Origin of the sequence: Kribbella sp. NPDC051586 (genome assembly GCF_044453965.1) — a bacterium.
Taxonomy (GTDB): domain Bacteria; phylum Actinomycetota; class Actinomycetes; order Propionibacteriales; family Kribbellaceae; genus Kribbella.
This window is the reverse complement of sequence record NZ_JBITDF010000002.1, coordinates 1,247,544-1,265,098: the sequence shown is the minus strand read 5'-3', so window position 1 is coordinate 1,265,098 and position 17,555 is coordinate 1,247,544. Positions and strand designations below refer to the sequence as shown.

Here is a 17,555-nt window from a genome sequence, read left to right as displayed (position 1 = left end):
CCTGCCACTCCTATCCGGCCGCATCGTCCGGCCGCATGATCCGGCCGAGTCATCTGGACAGCCAGCCGCCGTCGACCGCGAGCACGTGCCCGTTGACGTAGTCGGCGGCCGCCGAGGCCAGGAAGACCGCAGCACCGACGACGTCCTCCGGCCGCCCCCAGCGGCCGGCCGGGATGCGCTGCCGGATCGCGGCCTCACGGGCCGGGTCCGCGCGCAGCTCGGTGGTGTTGTCGGTACTGATGTACCCGGGCGCGATCGCGTTGACCTGCACGCCGGCCGGTCCCCACTCGTTGGCCAGCGCCCGGGTCAGTCCCGCGACCGCATGCTTGCTGGCAGTGTAGGCCGGAACGGTGATCCCGCCCTGGAAGCTGAGCAGCGAGGCGATGGTGATGATCTTCCCGGTACGGCGTTCCGCCATCGCGGCGCCGACCGGCCGGGTGACGGCCCAGGTGGAGTTGAGGTTCACGTCGATCACGTGCTGCCAGTCCGCGGTCGTGGTCTCGGCCGCCGGTGCCCGCCGGATCGTGCCGGCGTTGTTGACGAGGATGTCGATCTGCCGTTCCCGGGCCAGCTCGACGGCGGTCGCCTCGACGGCGGCCGGATCCGCGAAGTCCGCGATCACCACGGTCGCCTGGCCGCCGCCGTTCTGCTTGATCGCCTCGAGGGTGTCCTCCAGCGCGGCGTCCCGGGCCATCAGGATCAGCTCGGCGCCGGCCGCGGCGTACCCCGCTGCGATGGCCGCGCCGATGCCACGCCGGGCGCCGGTGACGAGCGCAGTACGCCCTTCGAGGCTGAACGTCACCGCAGGTCCTGTACGTCGACACCGTCCATGTCGCCGAATGCCTGGTTCTCGCCGGCCATCGCCCAGACGAAGCTGTACGACGACGTGCCGCAGCCGGAGTGGATCGACCAGCTCGGGGAGATGATCGCCTGCCGATCCGCGACGAGCAGGTGCCGCGTCTCGTCGGGCTCGCCGAGAAGGTGGACGATCCGCTCGGTCTCCGGGAGGCCGAAGTACAGGTAACACTCGGTGCGGCGGTCGTGGGTGTGGGCCGGCATGGTGTTCCAGGTGCTGCCGGCGTGCAGCGTGGTCACACCGAGCACGACCTGGCAGCTCTGCACGCCGTCCGCGTGGATGTACTGGTCGATCGTGCGGCGGTTCGCGGTCTGCTGGTCGCCGAGCTCGAGCCGGTTGCCCTCACCGGGATTGACCTGCAGGGTCGGGAAGCCGGTGTGCGCCGGCGCGGAGAAGATGTAGAACGCCGCGTCGGATCCCTCGAAGACGACCTCGCGGACGCCGCGTCCGACGTACAGGCAGGCGCCGGTGGTCAGCTCGTACTTGGTGCCGTCCGCGGTGACCGTGCCGGGTCCGCCGACGTTGACGATGCCGGCCTCGCGGCGTTCGAGGAAGTACTCGCTGCGCAGCTCGGGGTAGGTGTCCAGCGTCAGCGGCCCGTTCGCGGGGCGGGCGCCGGCGAGCACGATCCGGTCGTGGTGGGTGAGCACCGCCGTGATCGTGTCCGGGACGAAGAGGTCGTCCACCAGGTAGTGGCGGCGCAGCGCGGCGGTGTCGAGGCCGGGCAGCTGCTCGGGATGGGTTGCGTGCCTGATCTGCAGAGTCACAGAACTAGGTTCTACATGACGGAACCGGCTGTCAATCTTCTGAGCCATTGGAACAGGCCTGTGAAATGTTCCAGGTTCCGTGACTTGACACTTAGTTCTGGTCAATGGAACCTTCCAGTCAATCGCCCATCGCCCCTGGGAGGATCCTGATGACCACTCTGGACTGGACAGTCCTGGTCGCGTACTTCGTGTTGATGGTGCTGATCGGCGTCTGGTCGCGCACCAAGATCAAGACCGTCGTGGACTACTTCACGACCGGTGGCCGGATTCCCTGGTGGTTGTCCGGCATCTCGCACCATATGTCCGGCTACAGCGCGGTGATGTTCGTCGCTTTCGCGGCGGTTGCCTACAGCTACGGCATCACGGTCTACGTGTGGTGGGCGATGACGATCGGCATCGGTGTGGGCATCGGCGCGTTCCTGTTCGCCGCCCGCTGGAACCGGCTCCGCGCCAAACACGGGGTCGTGTCACCACTGGAGTACCTCGCCCGCCGGTACAACCTGCCGACGCAGCAGGCGCTCGCGTACTCCGGGGCCGCGCTGAAGGTCGTGGACATCGCCTCGAAGTGGGTCGCCATCGCCGTACTGCTGAACGGCTTCACCGGAGTACCGATGCGGTGGGGGATCCTGCTCACCGGCGTGGTGACGATGCTGTACGCGACGCTCGGCGGGCTGTGGGCCGATGTGCTCACCGACTTCGGGCAGTTCGTGATCCAGTTCGGGGCCGGCGTCGCGATGTTCATCGGCGTGCTCGCCCATCTGGACGGCGTACCGACGTTGTGGAAGATGTGGGATCAACTGCCGGCCGGCCACGGTCACGCGCTGAACGGTCCGTACACCCCGGTCTTCCTGATCGCGTTCCTGTTCATCAAGACGTTCGAGTACAACGGCGGGATGTGGAACCTGGCGCAGCGCTACATGGCCGCGCCGTCCGGATCCGCCGCGAAGAAGTCCGCGTTGCTGTCGTCGGCGTTGTGGCTGGTCTGGCCGCTGATCCTGTTCGTCCCGATGTGTGCGGCGCCGCTCCTCGTCCACCCCGGCAAGCCCGAGCAGTCGTACGTCGAACTCTCCCAACTGCTCCTGCCGAGCGGGCTGATCGGGCTGGTGCTGGCCGGGTTCTTCTCGCACACGATGGCGATGGTGGCGTCCGACGCCAACGCGATCTCGTCGGTGATCACGCGGGACCTCGCGCCGGTCCTGGTGCCGAAGGTCCGCCGGCTGACCGATGCGGCGACGTTGAAGATGGCGCGGATCGTGACGTTCACCTTCGTCACGGTGAGCATGCTGATCGCGATCGCCACGAACGGCGAAGGCGTCGTACTGAAGATCGTCGTCGACCTGGTGGCCGCGACGATGGGACCGATCGCGATCCCGCTGATGCTCGGCCTGCTGCCGTGGTTCCGGCGGAGCGGACCGCGCGCCGCGCTGGCGTCGTGGGCGATCGGCCTGATCGCGTGGGCGATCGTGAAGTACGGCATCGGGTCCACCGACCAGACGCTGGTCGTCGCGTTGCCGCTGGCAACTTCCCTGGTGGTGTACGTCGGCCTCGGCCTGCTGCTGCCGGAGAACCGCCCGGAGGTCGACGAGCTCGTCGATTCGCTGAACACCGACCCGGACGAGACCGCCGCCCGCCCTGCCGCGGTCCTGTCCTGAAACACTGACCGAACCCAACCCTCAGGAGAACAACCCCATGCCGAACATCACCGTCGAACTCCTCTCCGGTCGCACCCTCGACCAGCGCCGCGAGTTCGTCGCCGCCGTCACCGACTCCGCCATCGCCATCCTCGGCGCCAAGCGCGAGTCCGTCCGGATCGTCTTCACCGAGATCGAGAAAACCGACGTAGCCAACGGCGGCACCCTGGCCGCCGACGCCTGACCCTCGCCCGACCCTCGCCCGTCCCTCGCCCGTCCCGAAGGCTCCTTGGGCACCCACCAACCACTTTCGCGCCCCCGGAATGGTTGGTGGGTGCTCAAGGTCTCCGGATCGTGGAATGCGCGGGCGCGCGGCGGGCGCGGGGATTAGGGTTTTGGCATGCGAGTAGGTGTTTTCGGAGCCACGGGCCAGGTCGGTAGCGTCATGCGGGAGCTGCTCGTCGAGCGGAAGTTCCCGGTGGACGAGGTGCGGTTCTTCGCGTCGGCGCGGTCGGCGGGCAGGACGTTGCCGTTCGGTGACAAGCAGATCACCGTCGAAGACTCGGCCACGGCGGACTTCTCCGGGCTCGAGCTGGCGCTGTTCTCCAACGGGAAGACCGCGTCCAAGGAGCTCGCGCCCGAGGTGGCCGCGGCCGGTGCTGTCGTCGTGGACAACTCGTCCGGCTGGCGGATGGATCCCGACGTGCCGCTCGTCGTCTCCGAGGTGAACCCCGAGGACCTCGACACGATCCCGAAGGGCATCGTCGCCAACCCGAACTGCACGACGATGGCCGCGATGCCGGTCCTCGCCCCTTTGCACCGCTCGGCGGGCCTGACGCGACTGGTGGTCTCGACGTACCAGGCCGTGTCCGGCTCGGGTGGCGTCGGCGTGAGCGAGCTCGAGGACCAGGCCCGCGCGCTTGTCGAGCCGGGCGGCAAGCTTGCCCGCGGCACCGACGGCATCACCCTCCCCGAGCCCAAGGTGTACGCCGGGCCGATCGCCTTCAACGTGCTCCCGCTGGCCGGGTCGATCGTTGCCGATGGCACCGGTGAGACCGATGAGGAGCAGAAGCTCCGCAACGAGAGCCGCAAGATCCTGCACATCCCGGACCTCCCGGTTGCCGGCACCTGCGTCCGGGTGCCCGTCTTCACCGGCCACTCGCTCAGCATCCACGCCGAGTTCGCCGAGCCGATCACCCCGGAGCAGGCGACCCAGATCCTCGGCGCCGCGCCAGGTGTGGCCGTCACGGACCTCCCGACCCCGCTGCTCGCGGCCGGCCAGGACCCGTCGTACGTCGGTCGCATCCGCCAGGACCAGTCCGTGCCGGGCAACCGCGGACTCGTGCTGTTCGTCTCCAACGACAACCTCCGCAAGGGCGCCGCGCTGAACGCGGTCCAGATCGCGGAGCTCCTCGCCCCGGCGATAATCTCTCGACGTCAAGAAGATTGACATCGAGAGAAGTTGGGACGCACGATAGGCGTGTGGACACTCAGACACTGCATGCCTACGACACCGGCGCCGGTGCGTACGCGGACGATTGGGAGACGCAGCCCGCGGGCACCGACCTGCAGGAGCTCGTCCGGACCTACTTCGCGCTCGGCCCGACCGCGGACGTCGGCTGCGGGAGCGGTCGCGACACCGCCTGGCTGACCGCGAACGGGTTCCAGGCGGTCGGTCTCGAGCCGTCCGACGGCCTCCGCGCCGAGGCCGAGCGGCGCCACCCGGACGTCCCGTTCCACGCCGCCGCCCTGCCCGAGCTCGACGGCGTCGCGCCGAACAGCTTCACCAACGTCCTGTGCGAGACCGTGATCATGCACCTCGCGCCGGACGCGGTCGGCCCCGCCGTACGACGCCTCGTCGACATCCTCAAGCCGGGCGGCGTCCTCTACCTCACGTGGCGGGTCTCGTCGACCGACCAACGCGACGACTCCGGCCGCCTGTACGCCGCAGTCGACCTCACCACGGTCAAGGACACCCTCGGCGCCTGTGACCTCCTCCTCGACGAGGAGATCACCAGCGTCAGTTCCGGCAAAACCATTCACCGGCTGATCGCCCGCAAACGCTGAGGTGAGGTCTCCCGCAGGGCTCAGCAGCGGTAGAAGTCCTTGGTGTACACGCCGTTGACGGCGGCCAGGGTGTGGTCGAAGCACCCGGGGCCGAGCGCCCGGAAACGGACGGTCTGGGTGCCGGTCGCGTGGCGCTGGTCCCGCGGTACGCCGTAGATCCAGGACGCGCGGCCGTCGTACGTCTCGGTGGTCGTCCGTCCCGGGGTGCGGATCGTGTCGTGGATCGACAGGTCGGTGACCACGTCGTACCCGCCCGGGATCGTTGCGTTGGGCAAGAATGTGAGGACGCCGTTCTTGCCGTAGTCGAGCTCGGTCCGTTCGGCGCGGCCGTTGGTGATGCTGGTCGACGTGTCGCGCCAGTTCGCGTCGAGGCTGTCGCGGGACTCGCCGGCTTCCCACGTGTGCTTGGAGACGTTGCTCAGCGTGCGGCGGACCGTCGTACGGATCCGTCCGGCCGACGTGTCGACGTACCCGCTGATGGCGAGGTTGCGCGACGCCGTGGTGTTGACGGAGCCGGCTTCGTTCGGCGCGCCGGTCACATCGCCGGTCTTGGCGAGCGGGCTCACGGCATACGAGGTGACGGCGCCACGGGTCTGGCTGCGATGAGCGTCGGTCCAGACGTGCAGGTTGGGGACCGTGAACCAGCCGGACTGACCCGCCGGTACGCCGTCGACGTGGACGCGGAACTCGTGCGGCTTGCCGTCGGTCAGCAGTCCGGCGAACGGCGTGAGGTCGTAGGTCAAGGGCTTGATGTCGAACGCGCGCGGCGCCGGCGACGGGCGCCAGGAGTACGGGTTCGACCAACCGCCGGTGTAGATGTACGGGTACGGCAGCGCGATCCCCGCGAGTTTGCCGTCGACCGACACATCGACCTCGCGGTACGGCGATCCGTCCGGGCAGGAGTAGCCGGTCCCGGCCGGCGCGGACGTGTCCCAGAACTCCTCACAGCCGCCGCCTGAGCCAGTGACGTAGATCTCCCCGAGCAGACGGGTGGTGTTGCGCGGCAGGGTCGCCGTGCCGATCAGGTCGGAATCCAGCCGGGTCTGATCCTGCAGCGCGAGTACGGCGTTCGCCGTGCGCGCGGCCGGGGTGTGGCGATCGGTGGTGTAGAAGTCGAGCGTCACGGTGATGTCCAGGACGCCGGTGTACGTGTCGTCGACGACGTTGCCGAGCTCCATCACGACCGGTTGCGGCGTACGCAACAACGGGATGTAGGAGGTGACGTCCTTCTCGACGTTCCAGGCGATGCCGTCCGTGCTCGGCTCCGGGGTGGACGTGCGGAAGACGCCGACGCCGCCGATGGTGATGTGGCCGAGGCGGTCGTACTGGACGCCCTTCACCTCGCCGTGCATCCGCAGCACGACCTTCGACCACGGGCCCTGGCAGGCGGCCGGCGGCGTATACGTCGACCGGTACGGATCGAAGTTCTTGAACTGGTTGCGGACGATCTGCACTTCGCAGTGCTTGGTGTGGGGCACGCTGACGGCCGGCGCCGGGGTGCGAGGATCGTCATAGTCCGAGCCGAACTCGGCGGGCGGGCCGGCGGCTCGGGCCGGAGCGCCGAGGGCGACCAGCAGGACGGATAGTGAGACGAAGGCCACCGACCGTATGCGCATGTTGCGGAAACGTAATGGAGAAGGTGTACGCGGGCAAGCGAGTGGCATGGCCAGCTCGGCCGCCAGCTATTACTGTCCGGTTTACTTGACCCCCACTGGAGGCCATATGAAGCCTGTCGCCGATTCCGGCCAGCTCGCACTGCTGAGCAACCGCAAGGACACAATGGCCCAGATGTTCCTGGACCGGGTCGAGGCGACCCCGGCGCGGGAGGCGTTCCGGTTCCCGCGCGGCGAGCAGTGGACGTCGGTGAGCTGGCGGGAGACCGAGGAGCTGACCCGCCGGCGCGCGGCCGGGCTGATCGCGCTCGGCGTCGAGCCGGAGCAGCGGGTGGGGATCGCGTCGAGCACGCGGATCGAGTGGATCGAGTGCTACCTGGCCGCCGTACTCGCGGCCGCCGCGACGACCACGATCTACCCGTCGACGATCTCGTCCGATGTGGCATTCATCGTGGCGGATGCCGACGTACAGCTGGTGTTCGCCGAGGACGCGGGGCAGGTCGACAAGCTCCGCGAGTACCGGTCCGACACACCGTCGCTGCGCAAGGTCGTGCTGATCGACGGTACGCCGCTGGAGAGTGACGGCGACTGGGTGATCTCGTTGGGGGAGCTCGACGCGTTGGGCGACGAGTGGCTGGCCGAGCACCCGTCCGCGGTCGACGAACGGCTCGCGGGGATCAAGCCGGACGATCTGTGCACGCTGATCTACACGTCCGGTACGACGGGACGTCCGAAGGGCGTGCGGTTGCCGCACTCGGTGTGGACGTACGAGGGCGCCGCGGTCGAGGGGATGCGGGTACTTTCCCCGGACGACCTGCAGTTCCTGTGGCTGCCGTTGTCGCACGTTTTTGGTCAGGTCCTGGTCGCCGTACAGTGCCAGATCGGGTTCGCGACGGCGGTGGACGGGCGGATCGACAAGATCGTCGACAACGCGGCCGTCGTCCAGCCGACGTTCATGGCGGCGGCGCCGCGGATCTTCGAGAAGGCGCACGCCCGGATCCGGACGATGATCGAGTCCGAGGGCGGGGCGCGGGCACGGATGTTCGACTGGGCGTTCGGGGTCGGGGCGCGGGTGTCTGCGCTTCGGCAGGCGGGCAAGGAGCCTTCCGGTCTGCTGGCGGCGCAGTTCGCGGCGGCGGACCGGTTGGTGCTGTCGAAGATCCGCGCGCGCTTCGGTGGGCGGATCCGGTTCTTCGTGTCCGGGTCGGCGGCGCTGGACAAGACGCTGGCCGAGTGGTTCCACGCGGCCGGGCTGCTGATCCTGGAGGGGTACGGGCTGTCGGAGACGGCGGCCGGGGCGACGCTGAACCGGCCCTCGCAGTACCGGCTCGGCAGTGTCGGACCGGCGTTCCCCGGGACGCAGTTCAAGATCGCCGAGGACGGGGAGATCCTGATCAAGGGCGACGGGGTGATGAGCGGGTACCACAACCAGCCCGAGCAGACGGCCGAGGTCATGGATGCTGACGGGTGGTTCCACACCGGGGACATCGGGCACTTCGAGGACGAGTTCCTGTTTATCACCGACCGGAAGAAGGACCTGTTCAAGACGTCGGGCGGGAAGTACGTCGCGCCGCAGGTGATCGAGGGCCGCTTCAAGACGATCTGCCCGTATGCGAGCCAGTTCATCGTCCACGGCAACAAGCGCAACTTCGTGTCAGCGCTGGTCACGCTGGATCCCGATGCCGTTGAGGGCTGGGCGTCCGCGAACGGCCTGGGCGGCAAGCCGTACGCCGAGATCGTCACGTCCGACGCGGCGCACACGATGGTCCAGGGCTACGTCGACGAGCTCAACGCGACACTCAACCGCTGGGAAACCATCAAGAAGTTCACCATCCTCGACCGAGATCTCACGGTCGAGTCCGGCGAAATGACCCCCAGCCTGAAACTCAAACGAAAGTACGTCGAGGTCGAGTACGCCGCCGTCCTCGACAAGATGTACGAGTAGTCAGCGCTGTTGCAGCACCACCTCGGCGAAGGTCGGCATGTCGAGGCGCACCGTGATGGTGGCGACTCGGAGGGCTGGTTGTAGCGACTGCCAGACGGCATCGGTGATGTCGGACCAGGTGGATTGAACGGCGACGACCTCCGGGTGGCCGTTGGTGATGACTTGTTCGGCGGTGCCGACGTAGGTCGTTGTGGTGAGCGCGGTGCCGGGTGCGACCTGGGATGCGTAGAGGGACGGGTGGACCGTGAGGTCGGGTGCGCCGTCGTACGCGCGAGCGGAACCGACCATGACCTCGGTGAGCTCGAGGCCCGTGATTGTGGCGGTGGCTGTGATGCGTGGGGTGCGGATGGGTGGGTCGGGCTCGTAGGTGAGGTGCCGCAGGGCCAGTTGGAGGTCGGGCTGCAGCGGGCGGAGGGCGGTCAGGTCGCCGACCTGGGTGCCGTTGCCGACCAGGACCCAGTCGGCTCCGCGGGTGGCGGCGGTGTAGTGGCGGAGGTCGTCGACTGGGCCGCCGGAGGTGTCGCGGACGACGATCTCCTCGTCATGGACGACGAGTTCCCGGGACTGCGAAGCGGGCGAGCGCCCTGTCAGCCAGTAGGTGAAGAACGGCACGCCGTCGGCGTCGCGGCCGATGGCGAGCCCGCGGCCGGGGTACTCGACCGAGGTTCCGAGTGAACGCACGGCTCAGCGCTCCAGGAAGTTGCGGATGACCTCGACGTACTTCGTTGGTTCCTCGTCGGCGATGGAGTGGGCTGACTTGGTGAAGATCTCGAGGGTGGCTTGGGGGAGGCGGGTGGCTAGGTCGCGGGGAGTGTCGAAGCCGACGTGGCGGTCCCAGAGGGCGGCGAGGATGAGGGTGGGGATGTCGACGGCGGCCAGATCGTCGGCGAGATCAGGGCGTTCGGTGCCTACGAGCGCCATCGCCATTTCCAGGTTGGGCTCCGGCGTCGCGGGATCGTCGGCGGGGATGTTGGCCGGGTCGTAGTAGAAGAAGTTCGCCGCGTTCTCGCTCTGGGCGATCGCGCCGATGGCGGCAACTGTGCGCTCGATCTGGTCGGTGACGGGCTCGAGTTGAGCGCGAAGGACGGCGCGCTCGTCCGGTGTGAGGATCGGGTCAACCGCGGCCGGGCGCATCGTCCACAGGCCGGGGTGGAGGGGATCGACGATCGGGGGAGCGTGCAGGATCAGACCGGGCACATGGTTGCTATGAGCAACGGCGTACTCCGCGGCCAGCAGGCATCCGAACGACACGCCCCACGGCACGATCCGCTCGACGCCCAGCGCCGTACGCAACTCATCCAAGTCGGCAACAAGCTGGGCGATCGTGTACGTGCTCGTGTCGGACGGACGCGCCGACCGCCCGCACCCACGCTGGTCGTAGAAGATGACCGGAGCGAGCTTGGCGATCTCGTCACCGACGGACTGCTCCATCGAGTAAGAACTCTCACCCGGCCCACCGTGCACCAGCACCAGCGGCACTCCGTCGTTGTCAGCGCCCGCGACCCGGACCCAGTGATCGACCCCACCCGCGGCAATCGTCCGCACTCCGTCACTCAACATGGCTGCGAGGATACGGGTCAGCGGTTCAAGTACGCGAGGACGGCGAGCACGCGACGATTGTCGTCGTCGGAGGCGGGCAGGTCGAGCTTGGCGAAGATGCTGGCGATGTGTTTGGTGACGGCGCTGACGGAGAGCGTCAGTTGTTGCCCGATCGCGGCGTTCGAGCGACCGGCCGCCATGAGTTCCAGTACGTCGCGTTCGCGCGGAGTCAGGTCCGCGGTACGTCCCCGTGCATCGCCTCGGCTGAGCAGCTTGGCGACGACCTGCGGATCCATCGCCGTACCGCCGCCGGCCACCGACCGCACGGCCTCGACGAACTGGTCGGTGTTGAAAACCCTGTCCTTCAACAAATAACCGACCGAACCGTTGCCATCGGCAAGAAGCTCGCGGGCGTACAACTGCTCGACGTACTGCGACAGCACGAGCACCGGGAGGCCGGGTCGTTGCCGTCGCGCCTCGATCGCGACCTGCAGTCCCTCGTCCGTGAACGACGGCGGGAGCCGTACGTCGACCACCGCGATATCGGGCTGTTCATCGACAATTGCCTTCCGCAACGACGGGCCGGTGTCGACCGCGGCGACCACCGTGAACCCGTGGTCGGTCAGCGTCCGGACGAGCCCGTCGCGCAGCAGGAACAGGTCCTCGGCGACCACTACACGGATCGGATCGCGCACGGCACCTCCAGCTGGACGCGGGTCGGACCGCCGACAGGACTGGCGACCTCGACCGTACCGTCGAAGATCGCGAGCCGACTCTCGATGCCGCGCAGGCCGGTCCCATTCATCGGATCAGCTCCGCCCGGGCCGTCGTCGGTGACATCGCAGCGCAGTGCGCCGTTGGTGTGGTGCAGCGAGATCGTCACAGCGGTCGCGCTACGGGCATGCTTGGCGGCGTTGGCGAGCAGCTCGTTGGCGGCGAAGTACACCGCGGACTCGACTGGCAGCGACGGACGGCCGGGCAGGTCAGACGTGACCTCGACCTCGAGCAGCGAGTCCAGGGCCAACGCGCGGATCGCGTCGGCGAGGCCTCGGTCCGCGAGTACGGGCGGATGTACGCCGCGGACCAGATCGCGCAACTGATCGAGCGCCTTGGAGGACGCCTCGCGGGCGGCGATCACCAGGTTGCGCGCGGCCTCGGGATCCTCGTCGAACAGACGCTCGGCGTTGCTGAGGCTCATGCCGAGCGCGACCAGCCGCGCCTGCGCGCCGTCGTGCAGATCGCGTTCGATCCGGCGCAGCTCAGCGGCCTGCGCGCCGGCGCTGTCGGCGCGCGTCTCGACCAGGGTCTCGACGCGTTCCTCCAGCGCGGCCGTCCGCGATGGCCCGAGCAGGTCGGCCGACCAGCTGGCGCGCAGGGTGAGCAGCGACGGCCCGATGTACAGGCCGGCCGCGATCATCGCCAGGCCGACTGGAATCGCGGCGAGCGCGGTCGCGGTCGAGGTCACGTGGATGGGGCCGAACGAGTTGACGCCGCCCGCCCGTTCGTTGGCCCGCCAAACGAACGGCTGGACGATAGCGCCGTACACCCCGAACAGCGGCATCGCGACCGCGAGCGCGGTCGCCCACGTCCCGATGACCGGGTCGACGAACGCCCACAGCACATCTCGCCAGGTACTGCGGGACTTCAGCAGCGCGATCGCACCGGTCTCAGCCCCGTACGGTCGCTTCACGCCGATACCGGCCATCCGCACCAAACCGCGCGCCGCATCCGCCACCCGGCGCATGAACCAGACCGCAGGCGGCACGGCGTACCGCCCGATCCCGATCAGCACCAGCGCGCTGCTGATGAGCACAAGCACCGCCGCAACAACACCCGCGACAGACACCAACATCGTCGCCAACGCCCGCACCGGCGTGAAGAGCCTCGCCCTCAGTTCCGTCACCATGCTCCGAGCCTGTCGCCTCCCAGCCGTCATTCCATTGCGGTTGGCTCCCCGACCACCCTGTACCTATCCCCACCCCAGAGTCCGTGATGGAGGAGGTCATCGGCGGGATAATCCGGAGTGAAGGGGGCGGAAGATGACTATCGAGTACGGGCCGTTGATCGGTGGCGAGGGGTCGCCGATCGGTAAGACGTACTTGTCCGTGGCGGTGACCGAGGACGGGGTCGACAGGCCGCTGGTGCCGGGCAGTCGAATTTCGTTGACCATCCGAAAGGACGGCGTACTGATCGTCCGCGCCGGATGCAACGAGCTGAGCGGTGGAGTCTGGCTCGACGACGGGGTACTTGGGTTCGAGGAAGGAGTGCAGACACAGATGGGATGCGGTCCTGAACTGGAGGCTCAGGACGACTGGTTGATGGGGTTCGTGATACGCCAGCCCGAGTGGACCATCGACGGCGACACTCTCACGCTGATCAGCGGTGGTACGACGATCGTCCTGCTGGACCGGCGCCTCGCGGAACCTGACCTTCCGCTCGACGGCACCGACTGGACAGTCCAGTCGATCCTCATCGACGATGATGATCTGCGTTGGCGCTACACACTTGGCGACGCCGCGACCCTCACCCTCAACGGCACCCGAGCGACCGGTTCCACCGGGAGTAGCTCATTCACCGCGACCGTGATCCGCGAGGATCGGACTCTCACACTCACCGAGCTGGTCGTTGCTCCTACCCGTCCCACGGGCCGAGCTGCCGACCTGGAGCGAGCCGTCCTCGAGATTCTCCGCACCCCGCTCACCTACACCATCGAGTCCAACCGTCTGAGACTTCGCGGCCCGACCGGGATCACCGGCTTCAACCTCATTGCCGTACGCCCTGAAGGAGACTCAGTGAAAGCCTGGTAGTCCGACGCTTCCTATGGCTGTTCGAGGAGTTGCTTCAGTACGGCGAGGTTCGCGGCGACCGCGGACTTGATGCGGCCGAGGGCGATCGGGGTCAAGAGCTTCAGCGGTCCCGGCAGCTGGAGGTCGACCGTGTTGGTGAGGAGCGCGCCGCCGTCGGCCGCGTCGAGGGTGTAGCTGAGGACGGCTGGGAAGGAGGTGAGGGTGCCCTGGACCGTGAGCTTCTGGTCAGGGATGAGCTCGACGATCTCCAGGGATTCTTCTTTGTGGACGGGGATGGTGCGGGTCTGCACATACCGGGTGCCGACGGCGGGTGGGCCGGGGGTGAGCTGGCGGGTTTCGGAGAGGGCGTAGTTCCAGCGCGGGATGTTCTCGAGGTTCAGCAGGTAGGCGAAGACCGTGGCCGGCGGCCGGTCGATGGTGATCGTGTTGGTGAATTTCATTGCGGCCGCCGGGAGCTGTCGACCAGGCGCTGGGCCGCGGTCGGGTCGTGGGCGGGGAGGATGACGAGGCCGGGCAGTTGCTCGGCGAGCGCCAGGACGTTGTCGGTTGTACGGGCGAGCTCGCTCCGGTCGCCGACGCCTGGCAGTTGACGGCGTTCGAGCAGGCCGGCCTCGTACGTGAGGTCGCCGACCATCAGCAGTGGCGGCAGCTCGCGCCGGCGTACGAGCATCGACATCGACCCGGGTGTGTGACCAGGCGTCGGGAACAGGAGGATCGATCCGTCGCCCATGACATCGAACGCCCGAGGGAACGGCGTGAGATCGACGTCGGTGGTGAAGTCGACGTGCTTCCAGCGCGCGCCGGGTACGTCGATGTGCGACCGGAGGAAGCCGCGAGCCTCGGGGGAGAAGCCGGATAGCTGGTCCCATTCCGACGAGGTGATCAGCAGTTCACTGCCGCCGAGCTGAGGGATCCCGCCGATGTGATCCTGGTGCAAGTGCGAGATGACCGCCTTGTCGACGTCGGCGGTGGAGTACCCGAGCGTGCCCAGTTGTGCGTCGAGCGTCTCGTGCTCAGCAATGTGGAACTTGGCCAACCGGTCGTACACAACGCCGTTGAACCCGCCCGGGAAGTACGACGGATCGGTCACCGACGCACGGTCCTGGCCGGTGTCGAACAACACCAGCCCGTTCGCGTGCTCGATGACGTACACGTTGATCGGGCGGGCCGGCAGCCACCGGCGGGACGTGAGCAGCCACCAGTACAGCGGCTTCCGCGAGCCGTACGCGTGTTCGGGGTGGATCTCGACGCTGCCGGTGCTGATCACCGACACCGCCTTGACCGGGTCGCCGGTGCCGGTGCGCGCCGGCAATCGAGTCGCTTCGGTGGACACGTGAACTCCCTTCAGGCCCCGACGGATTCGGGGCCGAGGGCACCAGTCTTGGCCCGGGGTGGCGGCCGCGTCTGTGACTTTTGTAGTGCGCGGGAGTAACCGCGGTCACGCATCGTCGGGGTTCCAGGTCTGGTCGTGGAGACCGGTGGCATCGAGGATGTGGACCTTGTCGGCGGACGTGGCGACCAGCCCGGCCAGCCGGAACTCCCGCAGTACGCGTGCCACCACCTCGCGGACCGATCCGACGGAATCCGCGAGGTCCTGCTGGGACACCCGAGCGACGAGTTCGCCACGTGGACCCTGCTGGGTCGACGCCAGGTCCAGCAAGTGCGAGGCGACCCGCTGGCGCACGGTGCCGAAGGCGTTGACCGCGGTCTGCTGCAGGTTCTCGTACAGCCGGCGGCTGAGCTCCTCCGCCACCGCCCACGCGACCCGGCTGTCAGTACGCGCAGCAGTCGTCAGCAGCCCGGCGTCGATCCGGAAGAGCGTGCACTCCGAGAGCGTCTGTACGCCGACATCGGCCGGCCCAGCGACGAGTACTGCGATCCCGAGTACGTCGTGAGCCCGCGCGTACCGGACCGTCACCTGGCGTCCTTCCGGCGAGGACATGTAGACGCGCAGCAACCCGCGAACAACCAGCACTGCGCGCGGGGTGGATCGCTCCCGGTACAGCGTGCTGCCGGCGGGGTAATCGATCCGATCACCGGTCGCCAGCAACCGCTCGATCAGCTCACCCGGCAGCCCTCCGAGGAAGCTGCCGGCCAGAGCCGCCGCCACGTCCCCGTCAGCCACCCCCCAAGCATGGGCCACCGGCTCCGCCGAAGCTACTGAGTACCGACCAGCGCGGCGGCGTGTTTGCCGGTGGTAAGGGATTGGCCTTGGTCGATCATTTGTTCGGCGATTCGGTCTACGGCGTGGGAGAAGGCTTCGGAGTTCTCGGGGTCCCAGTCGGTGAGGCGGTCGAGCATCCAGATGCGGAAGGCGCCGACGAAGCGCTGGAACATCTCCATGCCCAGTTGGGTGAAGCGGTAGTGCCCGAGGGTCTCGGAAAGGTAGCCGTTGGCAACCAGCTGGCTGGCGAGGGGTTCGAGGGCGCCGGGTGGCATGCGGAGGTCGCCGGTGATCTCGGCCAGGGTCGCGGAGCCTTTCTCGGCCCCGCCGCGGAAGACGCGCATGATCATCCAGGCTTCGGCGTTGCTGAGCGGGATCCCGGACTCGGCGAGGACCTCAGGCGCTGGGTTGCGCTTGTGGTGCTGTACGACGAGGGCCGCGAGCTTCTGGAGTTCGTGTTCGGAGTCGAACGACGACGGCGCCGCGAAGTTCTCGCCGACATCGGACGCGGCCATGCGCGCGCTGTCGCGGAGCGGGACTTCCTTCAGCAGCAGCGCGGTCAGGAACCCGAGCGCCGCCACCGGCACGGCCCACAAGAACACGGTGTGCAAGGAGTCGGCGTACGCCGCGGTCACCGCCGACCGCATCGACTCAGGGAGATTGCGCACGCCCTCGACGGTCGTCACCACCCGGGGATCCGCCCCCGTGGCCCGGACGGCTTCCTCCAGGTGAACCGGCAGTTGGTGGGAGTAGATCGACCCGAACACGGCCACCCCGAACGAGCTGCCCATCGTGCGCAGGAAGCTCACCCCGGACGTCGCGACCCCGAGGTCCGCGTAGTCGACCGTGCTCTGGACGACGACCGTCGGGACCGGCATACACAGACCGACACCCACTCCGAGTACGACCATGTAGCCGGCCGTCACGGTGTACGACGTGGAGTTGTCGAGCAGGGACAGCAGGAACAGCCCGACGCCGATCAGGACCGTGCCGATGATCGGGAAGATCCGGTAGCGGCCGGTCTTGCTGATCGTCTGACCGGTCACGACCGACGCGACCAGCAGACCGCCGACCAGAGGCAGCATCTGCAGGCCGGACTCGGTCGCCGAGGCGCCGTGCACGAACTGCAGGTACGTCGGCAGGTACGTGACCCCGCCGAGCATCGCGAACCCGATGATGAAGCTCATCACCGCGCACACCGTGAACACCCGCGACCGGAACAAGCGCAACGGCAGTAACGGCTCCGCGGCCCGTTGTTCGACCAGGACAAAGAGGCCCAGGGCAACCAAGGAGCCGATCGCCATCGAGATGATGACGGGCGACGTCCAGTCGTACTCGTTGCCGCCCCATGTCGTCACCAGCGTCAGCCCGGTCGCGGCGAGCCCTATGAACAGGATGCCGAGATAGTCGATCTTCGGCTCGATCGCCGCCTTCACCGACGGGAGCGTGATCGAGGCGACGATCAGGACGACGATGCCGAGCGGGATGTTCACGTAGAACGCCCAGCGCCAGCTCAGGTGGTCGACGAACAATCCGCCGAGCAGCGGCCCGGCGACGGTCGAGACGCCGAAGACCGAGCCCATCACGCCCTGGTACTTGCCGCGCTCACTCAGCGGTACGACGTCCGCGATCACCGCCATCGCGGTCACCATGATCCCGCCGGCGCCGAGGCCCTGGATCGCGCGGGAGCCGACCAGCCAGAGCATCGAGTCGGCAGCCCCGCACAGGGCCGAGCCGCCGAGGAAGAGCACGACGCTGATCAGGAACATCGGCTTGCGCCCGTACAGGTCGCCGAACTTCCCGATCAGCGCGGTCATGATCGTCTCGGCGAGCAGGTACGACGTGACCACCCAGGACAGGTGGTTCGCGCCGCCGAGGTCACTGACGATGGTGGGTAGCGCGGTTGCGACGATCGTTTGATCCAGGGCCGCGAGCAACATTCCGAGCATGATCGCGACCACGACCGCGTTCCGGGTGCGACGTCCGACCGGCTGAGCCTCGGTGTCCATACGCCGAATGTAGCTATTTTCGGACATCCTGTGACCACGAAACGACGGAGATCCGGTCAAGAAAGGTCACCGCGGGCGGTACCGACGGACGGGTAGTGGTAGGCGTGCGTGGGTGGCGGCAGGCGGGAGATGACTGCTGACGGGTCGGCGGAAGGCA

Annotated in this window: 17 protein-coding genes; 6 read left to right on the top strand and 11 right to left on the bottom strand. The window is 67.9% G+C overall.

Annotated elements, in window-relative coordinates; all coding sequences use genetic code 11:
- Window positions 1-49: 49 nt before the first annotated feature.
- Window positions 50-802, bottom strand: coding sequence for an SDR family oxidoreductase (locus ACIA58_RS16350; protein ID WP_396404467.1), 753 nt, complete (start codon window positions 800-802; stop codon window positions 50-52).
- Window positions 799-1,623: a 5-dehydro-4-deoxy-D-glucuronate isomerase gene (kduI, locus tag ACIA58_RS16345; protein ID WP_396404466.1), complete on the bottom strand. Its 825-nt coding sequence runs from the start codon at window positions 1,621-1,623 to the stop codon at window positions 799-801. Before kduI ends, ACIA58_RS16350 begins: the two co-directional genes overlap by 4 nt.
- Window positions 1,624-1,772: 149 nt before the next feature.
- On the opposite strand from kduI, the gene ACIA58_RS16340 reads away from it, so the two are divergent.
- From ACIA58_RS16340 to ACIA58_RS16325, 4 genes are all read left to right on the top strand, one after another.
- Complete coding sequence (locus ACIA58_RS16340; protein ID WP_396404465.1) at window positions 1,773-3,275, top strand: sodium:solute symporter family protein; 1,503 nt, start codon at window positions 1,773-1,775, stop codon at window positions 3,273-3,275.
- 37 nt (window positions 3,276-3,312) lie between these two features.
- Entirely contained in the window at window positions 3,313-3,498 is a 186-nt protein-coding gene (locus tag ACIA58_RS16335) for a tautomerase family protein (protein ID WP_396404464.1), read from the top strand.
- A gap of 156 nt (window positions 3,499-3,654) precedes the next feature.
- A complete protein-coding gene (locus ACIA58_RS16330; RefSeq protein WP_396404463.1) occupies window positions 3,655-4,704 on the top strand; it encodes an aspartate-semialdehyde dehydrogenase in 1,050 nt (349 codons plus the stop codon).
- Window positions 4,705-4,736: 32 nt separating this feature from the next.
- Window positions 4,737-5,321 carry a class I SAM-dependent methyltransferase gene (locus ACIA58_RS16325; RefSeq protein ID WP_396404462.1) on the top strand — a complete coding sequence of 195 codons (585 nt, stop codon included), beginning with the start codon at window positions 4,737-4,739 and terminating at the stop codon, window positions 5,319-5,321.
- Window positions 5,322-5,341: 20 nt separating this feature from the next.
- Here ACIA58_RS16325 and ACIA58_RS16320 read toward each other — a convergent pair whose 3' ends face one another.
- A complete protein-coding gene (locus tag ACIA58_RS16320; RefSeq protein WP_396404461.1) occupies window positions 5,342-6,937 on the bottom strand; it encodes a peptide-N4-asparagine amidase in 1,596 nt (531 codons plus the stop codon).
- Between the two features lie 106 nt (window positions 6,938-7,043).
- Between ACIA58_RS16320 and ACIA58_RS16315 the strand changes: the two genes are divergently transcribed.
- A complete protein-coding gene (locus ACIA58_RS16315) occupies window positions 7,044-8,879 on the top strand; it encodes an AMP-dependent synthetase/ligase (RefSeq protein WP_396404460.1) in 1,836 nt (611 codons plus the stop codon).
- On the opposite strand, the gene ACIA58_RS16310 is transcribed toward ACIA58_RS16315, so the two are convergent.
- The 4 genes from ACIA58_RS16310 to ACIA58_RS16295 are packed head-to-tail and all read right to left on the bottom strand — an operon-like array spanning window position 8,880 to window position 12,324.
- Window positions 8,880-9,560, bottom strand: coding sequence for an IMP cyclohydrolase (locus ACIA58_RS16310; RefSeq protein WP_396404459.1), 681 nt, complete (start codon window positions 9,558-9,560; stop codon window positions 8,880-8,882).
- Between the two features lie 3 nt (window positions 9,561-9,563).
- On the bottom strand, window positions 9,564-10,439 hold the full coding sequence (locus ACIA58_RS16305; protein WP_396404458.1) for an alpha/beta fold hydrolase: 876 nt from the start codon (window positions 10,437-10,439) through the stop codon (window positions 9,564-9,566).
- Window positions 10,440-10,456: 17 nt separating this feature from the next.
- Complete coding sequence (locus ACIA58_RS16300; protein ID WP_396404987.1) at window positions 10,457-11,101, bottom strand: response regulator; 645 nt, start codon at window positions 11,099-11,101, stop codon at window positions 10,457-10,459.
- On the bottom strand, window positions 11,092-12,324 hold the full coding sequence (locus ACIA58_RS16295) for a histidine kinase (protein WP_396404457.1): 1,233 nt from the start codon (window positions 12,322-12,324) through the stop codon (window positions 11,092-11,094). Before ACIA58_RS16295 ends, ACIA58_RS16300 begins: the two co-directional genes overlap by 10 nt.
- Window positions 12,325-12,457: 133 nt before the next feature.
- Here ACIA58_RS16295 and ACIA58_RS16290 point away from each other — a divergent pair, with 133 nt between their 5' ends.
- The gene (locus ACIA58_RS16290; RefSeq protein ID WP_396404456.1) at window positions 12,458-13,225 is read left to right on the top strand and encodes an META domain-containing protein; all 768 of its coding nucleotides are present in this window, start codon (window positions 12,458-12,460) and stop codon (window positions 13,223-13,225) included.
- Window positions 13,226-13,236: 11 nt separating this feature from the next.
- On the opposite strand, the gene ACIA58_RS16285 is transcribed toward ACIA58_RS16290, so the two are convergent.
- The 4 genes from ACIA58_RS16285 to ACIA58_RS16270 form a co-directional block, all read right to left on the bottom strand.
- Window positions 13,237-13,665 carry an SRPBCC family protein gene (locus ACIA58_RS16285; protein WP_396404455.1) on the bottom strand — a complete coding sequence of 143 codons (429 nt, stop codon included), beginning with the start codon at window positions 13,663-13,665 and terminating at the stop codon, window positions 13,237-13,239.
- Window positions 13,662-14,558, bottom strand: a complete 897-nt coding sequence (locus tag ACIA58_RS16280) for an N-acyl homoserine lactonase family protein (protein ID WP_396404454.1) — start codon at window positions 14,556-14,558, stop codon at window positions 13,662-13,664. Before ACIA58_RS16280 ends, ACIA58_RS16285 begins: the two co-directional genes overlap by 4 nt.
- Window positions 14,559-14,663: 105 nt before the next feature.
- Complete coding sequence (locus tag ACIA58_RS16275) at window positions 14,664-15,350, bottom strand: Crp/Fnr family transcriptional regulator (protein ID WP_396404453.1); 687 nt, start codon at window positions 15,348-15,350, stop codon at window positions 14,664-14,666.
- A gap of 32 nt (window positions 15,351-15,382) precedes the next feature.
- Window positions 15,383-17,398, bottom strand: coding sequence for a DHA2 family efflux MFS transporter permease subunit (locus tag ACIA58_RS16270; protein ID WP_396404452.1), 2,016 nt, complete (start codon window positions 17,396-17,398; stop codon window positions 15,383-15,385).
- Window positions 17,399-17,555 lie beyond the last annotated feature (157 nt).

What these genes read in the sequence shown, in the direction of transcription:
- ACIA58_RS16340 (WP_396404465.1), top strand. Translation starts at nt 1,773, where the DNA reads ATGACCACTCTGGACTGGACAGTCCTGGTCGCGTACTTCGTGTTGATG.
- ACIA58_RS16335 (WP_396404464.1), top strand. Translation starts at nt 3,313, where the DNA reads ATGCCGAACATCACCGTCGAACTCCTCTCCGGTCGCACCCTCGACCAG.
- ACIA58_RS16330 (WP_396404463.1), top strand. Translation starts at nt 3,655, where the DNA reads ATGCGAGTAGGTGTTTTCGGAGCCACGGGCCAGGTCGGTAGCGTCATG.
- ACIA58_RS16320 (WP_396404461.1), bottom strand. Translation starts at nt 6,937, where the DNA reads ATGCGCATACGGTCGGTGGCCTTCGTCTCACTATCCGTCCTGCTGGTC.
- ACIA58_RS16315 (WP_396404460.1), top strand. Translation starts at nt 7,044, where the DNA reads ATGAAGCCTGTCGCCGATTCCGGCCAGCTCGCACTGCTGAGCAACCGC.
- ACIA58_RS16305 (WP_396404458.1), bottom strand. Translation starts at nt 10,439, where the DNA reads ATGTTGAGTGACGGAGTGCGGACGATTGCCGCGGGTGGGGTCGATCAC.
- ACIA58_RS16295 (WP_396404457.1), bottom strand. Translation starts at nt 12,324, where the DNA reads ATGGTGACGGAACTGAGGGCGAGGCTCTTCACGCCGGTGCGGGCGTTG.
- ACIA58_RS16290 (WP_396404456.1), top strand. Translation starts at nt 12,458, where the DNA reads ATGACTATCGAGTACGGGCCGTTGATCGGTGGCGAGGGGTCGCCGATC.
- ACIA58_RS16285 (WP_396404455.1), bottom strand. Translation starts at nt 13,665, where the DNA reads ATGAAATTCACCAACACGATCACCATCGACCGGCCGCCGGCCACGGTC.
- ACIA58_RS16270 (WP_396404452.1), bottom strand. Translation starts at nt 17,398, where the DNA reads ATGGACACCGAGGCTCAGCCGGTCGGACGTCGCACCCGGAACGCGGTC.